Genomic DNA, 1,632 nt, shown 5'->3' with positions numbered 1-1,632 from the left:
TGCCTATACCAAGATGCTGCTGGCCGCCGAGCCGACCGGAACCAAAGCGCCGCCACCGCCAAATGCGCCGGTCCTGCTCGACGGCAGGAATGTCGAAGTGACCTTCAAGATCGGCGGCGGGTTTCTTGCTGGAGAGCCGCTGATCCTGCGCGCAGTCGATCACATTTCGATCCGGCTGAAACGAAATCAGACCATCGGCATCGTCGGCGAATCCGGTTCGGGAAAATCGACGCTCGGCCGAGCCTTGCTGCGGCTCCTGCCAAGTGATGGCCTCATCCGCTTTGGCGATCGCGATATTTCCGCCACCGACCGCCGGGCCATGCGGCCGCTGCGGCGTGAGTTGCAGCTGGTCTTCCAGGACCCGTTCGGTTCGTTGTCGCCGCGCATGACCGTTGGCCAGGTCATCACCGAAGGACTTCTGGTGCATGAGCCGACCCTGTCGGGCAGGCAACGCGATCTGCGCGCAGTCGAGGCCTTGCGCGAGGTCGGGCTTGATCCGAATGCGCGCAATCGCTACCCGCACGAATTCTCCGGCGGCCAGCGCCAACGCATCGCCATCGCGCGGGCGATGATTCTCAAGCCCAAGGTGGTTGTTCTCGACGAGCCGACCTCGGCACTCGACCGCTCCGTCCAGAAGCAGATCGTCGAACTGCTGCGCAAGCTGCAGGCCGACCATGAACTGTCGTATCTGTTCATAAGCCACGACCTCGCTGTCGTGCGCGCCATGGCCGACTACATCATCGTCATGAAGCAGGGTAAGATCGTTGAGGAAGGGCCGACCGAGGCGATCTTCAGCAATCCGCAAGCTACCTACACGCAGACGTTGATGGCCGCGGCCATCGACGTCACACGGTTTCGCTTGAGCGCGTAGCGCAGCCGCTGAGGGCCGCGGTGGTTGAAAGGCATGTCCCTCGGTATCCTACATCAAGAAACGCACGAGGCAGCACTGAAGCGCGAGGTCGAAACGGAAGCTCAGGCTATTCGCGTTAACGTTTAGGGCAATTCCAGGAAAAGTGCTAAACGGTTTCCCGTCCGGAATTGCGCAAAAACATAGAGATAGAGCGGTTCGGCATTTCCGTGAAACGATGAACCGCTCTAGGACGATAAGTTGGACGTTGAGGGCCCAAGGCGACGCTTGGCCCGAGTGTTACCGAGCCTGGACGCCGCGCAAGCGGTCGGCACAGGGGATGGCGGGCGAGGCATGTCAGCTGTTCAAGATGGCGAGGGCGGCATGATCTCACATCAGGTCTTCAGCAACCCGGTCAAATTTCTTGAGGCCTATGCTTGGAGGCTTTCGCTTAAGAAGCCGCTGTTCAGTTGCGGTCGTCTGGAAGGCAGCGATCGCAGCGTGTAGGCTGCAGTGTCCGGCTAGGCATTCGTCAACCATTCGGATTGCTTCAAGTCGGGACGGCTTGTCCATGAATGGCCATGGTTGCTGAAGCGCTTTCGCAGCGTCGGCTATCGACGCGACCACCATCGGCCTGTGATTCAGGTAGATTGTAATCGGGAATGCCGTCATTTTGTCGCTCCGCAGGATTGAAGGCGGTTAAACGCAAAGACATGGCGGTGGTTGCATGAACGTGCATCATCGTGCATTCAGATTGCCGCCGCCCGATGCCGTCGAGGCTGAAC

2 protein-coding genes are annotated in these 1,632 nt (G+C 59.9%); one reads left to right on the top strand and one right to left on the bottom strand.

Translation table 11 applies throughout. The features are described from left to right. Nucleotides 1–871 (top strand): ATP-binding cassette domain-containing protein (locus tag EOA85_RS34815; protein ID WP_164760112.1); only part of this gene is annotated, 871 nt, incomplete at its 5' end. A 526-nt stretch (nucleotides 872–1,397) separates the two neighbouring features. Here the strand turns inward: EOA85_RS34815 and EOA85_RS39655 are convergent. Further along, the coding region (locus EOA85_RS39655; RefSeq protein WP_245486327.1) for a hypothetical protein at nucleotides 1,398–1,632 on the bottom strand (235 nt) is incomplete at its 5' end.

Origin of the sequence: Mesorhizobium sp. M5C.F.Ca.IN.020.29.1.1, assembly GCF_003997375.1 — a bacterium.
Taxonomy (GTDB): Bacteria; Pseudomonadota; Alphaproteobacteria; order Rhizobiales; family Rhizobiaceae; genus Mesorhizobium; species Mesorhizobium wenxiniae.
The sequence above is the reverse complement of the archived record's forward strand: the minus strand, read 5'-3'. Positions and strand labels throughout refer to the sequence as shown.